This window comes from candidate division WOR-3 bacterium (assembly GCA_039801365.1).
In the GTDB taxonomy this organism is placed as follows: Bacteria; Hydrothermota; Tepidihabitantia; order Tepidihabitantales; family Tepidihabitantaceae; genus JBDRUN01.
On record JBDRUN010000106.1, the window covers coordinates 1 to 6,978 of the forward strand.

The 6,978-nt window shown below is 58.3% G+C and carries 5 protein-coding genes; 4 read left to right on the forward strand and 1 reads right to left on the reverse strand.

The genetic code is table 11. The features are described from left to right. The first annotated feature begins 1,075 nt into the window (after window positions 1-1,075). The 4 genes from purQ to ABIL25_10305 all read left to right on the forward strand — a co-directional run bounded on the left by purQ (window position 1,076) and on the right by ABIL25_10305 (window position 5,639). Window positions 1,076-1,876: a phosphoribosylformylglycinamidine synthase I gene (purQ, locus tag ABIL25_10290; GenBank protein MEO0082655.1), complete on the forward strand. Its 801-nt coding sequence runs from the start codon at window positions 1,076-1,078 to the stop codon at window positions 1,874-1,876. Next, entirely contained in the window at window positions 1,860-2,291 is a 432-nt protein-coding gene (locus ABIL25_10295; protein MEO0082656.1) for a (2Fe-2S)-binding protein, read from the forward strand. The genes purQ and ABIL25_10295 overlap by 17 nt, the downstream gene beginning before the upstream one ends. After that, window positions 2,288-3,421 (forward strand): NAD(P)/FAD-dependent oxidoreductase, encoded by a 1,134-nt coding sequence (locus ABIL25_10300; GenBank protein ID MEO0082657.1) that lies wholly within the window; start codon window positions 2,288-2,290, stop codon window positions 3,419-3,421. Before ABIL25_10295 ends, ABIL25_10300 begins: the two co-directional genes overlap by 4 nt. Before the next feature lie 61 nt (window positions 3,422-3,482). After that, window positions 3,483-5,639 carry a tetratricopeptide repeat protein gene (locus ABIL25_10305; protein MEO0082658.1) on the forward strand — a complete coding sequence of 719 codons (2,157 nt, stop codon included), beginning with the start codon at window positions 3,483-3,485 and terminating at the stop codon, window positions 5,637-5,639. Window positions 5,640-5,689: 50 nt separating this feature from the next. Here ABIL25_10305 and ABIL25_10310 read toward each other — a convergent pair. Further along, window positions 5,690-6,978 (reverse strand): T9SS type A sorting domain-containing protein (locus ABIL25_10310; GenBank protein MEO0082659.1); only part of this gene is annotated, 1,289 nt, incomplete at its 5' end.

Genomic DNA, 6,978 nt, shown 5'->3' on the forward strand with positions numbered 1-6,978 from the left:
ATTGGTCGGGTCGTACTGATCCGACATCCAACGCCGGGGCGGGACAAACCCGCCCCGGCCTGCTATTGTCTGGACGTATACCTAACTGCTGACGCTGTTTTCTCATGCGACCTGCGGCAGTGCAGAAGCCCATTTTGACACCAATGGCGTAACCCTGCGCAAGTCAAATAGTTGCAAGGGGCGGGGCTGTAGATGTTGTTAGGGCACTCATCCGGCAGATGTAGTGCCAGACAGCCTGGGGGACTGTCCCGGGGACAGTCCCCCAGGTAGACCCAGAGACAGCCCCGGGGTTGAACTCTGTATCTACCCAAGAGTTTGTCGCTCAAGTAGTTAGCCGGGTGACCTGGCGGTAAATCCGGGTATATGTAGCGGTAGTCGTCCTGGTGACCGCCCTCGGGGTTGATGGGGGATTCAACCCGCAGTTTGAACCGGGGTAATACCGGTCGCCTACCTGCCGGTTTGTCTGCGGGTCTGACCGATACTCTACCTCAGTACTTGTCCGAGGGGTTGCTTTCCACCCTGTCTGTGAAGCACCAGGCAAGTCCTAACTCTTTGGCCGAGACCGTATATAAGATGGCACCCATGTCGCTAGCGTTCAAGGAGTTGTCGGGCTCTATCGCCCGATGATTCAAGGTCAATCTGACTGGGTGTAATAGAATGACGCTGATTTGTGGGCTAGGTTAGAGTGCAAGACCGGCGTTCAGAAGGCGGCTGGGTTTCGGGCTGAGCCACGACTTCGCCCTTGATATGTCTGACTGTCACGCTGCCCAGGCAGGGCAGGCACAACCAGGACCTGGCTTGCAGTCCTTGTCATCTGCTGAACAAAATTGGTGTCGAGCCGGACTCGTGATGACCACTAGAACAGCAATCGCACTGCCTTCACAGTGATCGAGCGTTGCCACACAGATCCCGGAGCATGGCATTGTTTCTCGTATTCCTTACATCCGAAAACGCCAGCCAGTGCATTCCCTGCAACTTTGCTCCATCACCCGCCGTTCGTTCCAAGAGCCTCACCGACCCTACACCCACGCGCCAGCGCTTGACACCGCAACGCTGACCGCTATCTTCAGTGCCAGTGGTGAAAGCGTGTGTTCTGTTTGCCGCCGGCACTAACTGTGACGTTGAAACTTGCCATGCCCTTGAACTGGCCGGAGCCAAGCCCGAGCGCGTGCACATCAATCAGTTCAAGTCCGGAGAACGGAACCTGGCTGAGTTCCAGCTCCTGGTCATACCAGGTGGCTTTTCGTACGGCGACTACATCAGCTCGGGCCGAATTCTCGCCAATGAACTAAAGTACTACCTGGCTGAAGACATCGAACGTTTCTGCAAACAGGGCAAGCCGATTCTTGGTATCTGCAACGGATTTCAGGTTCTCGTCAAGGCTGGACTCCTGCCCGGTTTCGAACGGCCGTTTGAGCCTCAAACTGTGACTCTGGACACAAACAACTCAGGCCGATTCGAAGACCGTTGGGTATTCCTACGGACCGAACCCAGCCGTTGCATCTTCACTCAAGGTCTGCCCGAGGTGTGTGAACTTCCGGTTGCCCATGCCGAAGGCAAGTTCATTACGGCGAACGAGGGGGTGCTGAAGAAACTCAACGACAACCGTCAGGTAGTGTTCCGTTATGTCTCGCGGTACGGCGAAGCAGCCGAATACCCGGACAATCCCAACGGTTCGGTTGAGGACATTGCCGGCATTTGTGACCCCTCCGGGATTGTGTTCGGGCTGATGCCCCATCCCGAGCGCTATACGCGGCCCGAGCACCACCCTGAGTGGCACCGCTGGTCCGCAAGAACCCGCACTCCATCCGAGTTGACAAGACCCCAGGGCATCAGGATATTTGAGAACGCGGTCCGACATGCGCAGACCATCTAAACGAACACCAACCTTCGAGCTACGGGCACCTGGCCTCCGGCCCGCGCGTCGGCGAGCTGCTGAACACTCAGCCGCCTGCACCTCGTCGCTCGCATCCCGGAAAGACCAAGGCCGCATCGTTCAACATCCGATCATTAGGTTCGAGCGGGGCGCAGCAGTCCGCTTTTTCTTCGAGGGAAAACCCGTAATCGGGTACACCGGCGAGACAATTGCCGCAGCCCTGGTGGCAAACGGTATCAGGGTGTTCCGACACACTGAGAAGATGAACCGACCACGCGGATTCTTCTGTGCGGTCGGCAAGTGCTCGTCCTGTCTCATGGTCGTTGACGGTCGGCCCAATACCATGGTATGCATGGAGCCTGTCCGGCCCGATATCAGAGTCGAGCGCCAGGTCGGTCGGGGCAGACTATTGTGAAGACTGTACGTCTAGCCGTAGTTGGCGCTGGCCCGGCCGGCATGTCGGCAGCGATTACCGCGTCCCGTCTTGGCGTGCAAACCGTAGTAGTTGACGACTCGGACCGTCCAGGCGGCCAGCTCACTAAACAGACTCACAAATTCTTCGGCAGCCGGGCCCAGTACTGCGGTACACGCGGGGTTGACATCGCGCGAATTCTGGCCGCCGAGCTTGCAAACACCGGTGTTGAGCTTCTACCCGGAACTTCGGTCGTCGGCCTGTATCGCCGCTCGCCAGCCGATAACCCGGGTACGCAATCAGAAACTCAGACGTGGGTTCTTGGACTTGCTAATAAAGACCGGTTCTGGAAACTCGGAGCGGAGGCTTTGGTGATTGCAACCGGTGCACAGGAAAACAGTCTCCTCTTCCCGGGTAACGATCTGCCCGGAGTGTATGGTGCCGGCGCGGTCCAAACCCTCATGAACGTGTTCGGAGTCAGACCAGGAACTCAAGTGCTCATGGTCGGCTCCGGCAACATCGGTCTGATAGTATCGTACCAGCTTATCCAGGCGGGCATTGAGGTGAAAGCAGTGGTCGAAGCATTACCCAGAATAGGTGGTTACCACGTCCACGCCGCAAAGTTAGTGCGGCTCGGGGTGCCGATTCTAACATCTCACACCGTGCGCCGAGCCATTGGCCGGGAGTCAGTGAGTGGTGCGGTCATCTGCCAAGTGGACCGCATGCTGAGACCAGTTCCCGGTACCGACCGGACCCTCAAGCTTGACACCATCTGTCTTGCCGTGGGTCTCACACCGCTGACCGAACTCCTCTGGCAGGCCGGATGCCGTATGGAGTATGTGCCCGAGCTCGGCGGACATTTGGCCTGGCATGACGAAACGATGCAAACGAGTGTTAGGGGCATCTACGTTGCTGGTGACGTTGCTGGCATCGAAGAAGCGTCAACGGCAATGCTTGAAGGTCGAATTGCCGGCGCTCAGGCCGCAATTCAGCTCGAAGGCCCCAATGGCAAGGCTACCCAGATAATCACCGACGCCCAGGCCCAGTTGTGCGCCATTCGCTCCGGCCCGTTCAGCGCCAAGGTTGTCAGCGGCCGAACCAGACTGGCTGCATGCGCTGCCGGCACGAGCTGATCGACGGTTAGCCATGCCCGGACCTAGAATCCCAAGCCGGCTACCCTGGTTCTTTCTGGCTGTGGCACTTGTGGTCTTTGTCTGGCACTCAACCTCATCGGCATTCTTGCAGGATGATTCATTCATAACCTACCGCTATGCCCGCAACGTTGTCCGCGGACTTGGCCCGGTATTCAATCCGGGAGAGCGAGTCGAGGGCTACACCAACTTTATCTGGATGATGCTGCTCGCAGCCCTTGGCATTCTCGGCCTGCCATTCACCACCATCATACCACTTTCCCAGGTCCTGGGCGTCATCTGCGGTGCAGCCGTTATTTTCATCATGTTCCAGACCGTCCGCCGGGTCACCTCGGGCCCTCCCCTGCTTGCGCCGGCCGCGGTACTGCTTCTTGCTTTCAATGGCGCGTTCGCCTACTGGTGTGTGTCCGGAATGGAAACCGGCCTGTTCAGCCTGCTTGTCGCCGCCGCATACCACTACTACCTGAAGGAACACACCGTACGTAATCTTGTCACCTGCTCAACGCTTTTCGGCCTGGCTTCACTGACCCGCCCTGAGGGAACGCTGTTCCTGGCTCTGGCCGTGCTCGACTTCGGGCTGCGCAGACTATTGACCCGCAGCGGCAAGACAGCAACAGAAACGGTAATCCCCGGTCGAGAGCGCCGGTTACTTGACCGGTCTACTGCTTCAACGCTCCGTTATCTGGCCGCGCTTGTTGCGCCGTTCGTAGTGCTGGCTGCACCGCTGTTCGTCTGGCGCCTTGCCTACTATGGCCGGCTGTTCCCGAACACGTTCTACGCCAAGACCGGACTCTCGGTATCATACCTGAAGTCCGGACTTCAGTATCTGGTTGAGTTCTACCAGGCCTACGGTATTTGGGGCCTGGCCTTTGCGGTCCCGGTAGCCGTTGCTGCACGCAACCGACAGCTCAGACCTGGCTCGGCCCTTTTTCTTGCCGTAATTGTTCTGCTCGGCCACGCCCTCTACACTGTCGGCGTCGGCGGCGATGTCCTGCGCATTTACCGCTTCTTTGTACCGGTGCTATTTCTGTTCTACCTACTCATCGGCGAAAGTATCTGGCTTCTGTCGCTACCGAAGCCGGTCCAGACGGTTCTGCTCGCTGCCCTCATCCCGCTGACATTCTTCGGCCCGCTTGCCCGACCCCGAACTGTGCGCCAGGATATCAAGCGCAACCACATCCTTGAAACCGGTCTTGTGGACAAGATGACAGCAACCGGCCGCTGGCTTGGTACCCGTCTCGGGCCGGATGATTGGTTTGCCTGCACTACGATTGGCGCGGTTTCATGGTATTCTGACCGGAATATGGTGGACATGCTCGGCCTGACTGATTCGGTCATTGCTCTTCACCCGGAGATGATTCTCAGCCGCAAGGTTTACTGGAAAGAACGCAACTATAACACCCGGCATGTTCTTGAAAAGAAGCCTGCCTACATCTACTTTTCAACCGGCATGAAACCGTCGGCCGCGGCCGAAAGGGCACTGTTTCTGCGACCTCGGTTCCGCCGTGGTTACTATGCCTGTCCCATCAGCCTCCCGTCCTCAAAAGGTCCCGCGCCCGAAGTGATCTACAAAGCACGACCCGGAGCCGACACGATCCCGCTCGATCCGGTCTACGAACATCCGGAGTTCATTGACTACTACGTGGACGGCATCAACCTGCTTCGCCGTGGCCCGGACACCGCACTGGCCATGTTCCGTCGGTGCAACGCCATCTGTCCGCCTGATTTCGGCTACGGCTACGAATGGGCTGGCCAGGCGTACATGGCGATGAAGCCGCCGAAAACTGATTCCGCGATACGCTGCTTCGAGGAGGCGGTTCGCCGGGACGACTACTGCGTTTCAAGCCATACCAGTCTGGGTAGCATCTACGCCAAGCAGGGCGAAAAACTCAGGGCAGCCGAACACCTACGCAAGGTCGTCGAGTATGCACCGGACAGCTACGATGGCTACGTGAACCTTGCGGTTATCGCAACGGCACTCGGCAGCTTTGCCGAAGCCGAGTCAGCACTCACCCGCGCCGCCGCAATGTTCCCGGAGTCTCAAGAGATTGACATCCGACTCGCCTACGTGAAAATCGAAGCTGGACAACTCTCCGCAGCCCAGGAAATCCTCAATCGCTACCTGGCCAAGCACCCAGGCGACCGCAATGCTCTCAACCTAGTCGAATACATCAAGCGCAAGCAGCCGCGGCCCAAGTAAGTAAGAAAAGCTGGGCGGCCCGAAGGCCGCCCAGAAGAATCTGAAATGAACTACTCGATTACGAGCTTTTTCGTCTGGGTCTTGTCACCAGCTACGAGCTTGCAGAAGTAGACACCGGCAGCGACACTACGACCGTCGTTGTCCTTCAAGTCCCATACGACCTTGGACAGTCCGGGTCTAGCCGGACCTGAAACAAGCGTCTTGACCAACCGCCCGGTCTGGTCAAATATGCCGATATTCATCTGTTCACCGGACCGAACCATGTAGCTAACCAGCACTTCGCGCATCGCCGGATTCGGCGCAGTCGAAAGGGTCACATGCAGCGCCGGCGCAAACGGATCAAACTCCTTCGCACCGACCACTGAGCCTGAAACGAAAGCGAACGCATTGTGCCAGACAAGCGCCCAGTCTCCGCCCCGTTGCGGCGGTGTCCGGCTGTAGATACCAGGGTACTGGTTTAGGCCGACAACTTTCTGGTTGGCTGATACCGCCACGTACGGCCGGCCGTCGGCCCAGCGCGCCACTGACTCAGCGGTCGCCACAAAATTGCAGGTGCCCGCGTAGTACTCGCGGACCGAATCAACCCCGGCCATGACCGGATGGGCAGAATTGTACCAGCCCATGGTCGTGTTCGAGTGAGTATTGCTTCCCGCGGTAATCGTTGCGTAGTTGCCGGTCATTATCGCACCACCCATCTCCCATCCGCTGGCAAAGCTGAAGTGCCCAAGCACTACCCCGCCACCAGCATCTACGTACGCCGCCAGCGTGTCGCCAAGCGCAACCTTGTTCGAGTATGCATAGTTACTCTGGGCGCCGACCGCGTCGTAGGGCATCAACTGGGCCAGGGTCGGAGTTGCATTCTGGACGTCCATATACTCGATTGAGTCACCAAGTGCCTTGAGCCTCACGCCGAGCGTCGTATCCGGAGGGCCGTAGTCTGAATAGAGCATCAGGATGCGAATCTGGTCGGTTGCGGTTGCGGTACCGCGTAGAGTGTCGTTAGTCCGGTTCTGGTCTGGTCCGCAGTTGTGCCACATTGTAATGTTGTAAGTCGCGCCAGCCGGCCCGACATTCCAGTTGCGTGGGAACGAGAACGTGCGACTACCGCCCTCTGGCACACTGTCAATGTCCGTGCTGTCTCGGAAAACCTGGGTACCGGCTGAATCAATCCGACACCACGCTCTGAAGTTTCGCTCAGTGTAATCCGTGCTGCGCAGAGTAATCCGCGGCGTAATCGGGCTGTTCGCCTTGACCCGGCCACCAATGTTCATTCCCGCGGTCTGGACGTCATGGCCCCGGGTCGTTGTCGTCTTCCGAATCGTGTCATTGCCCCGGTTCG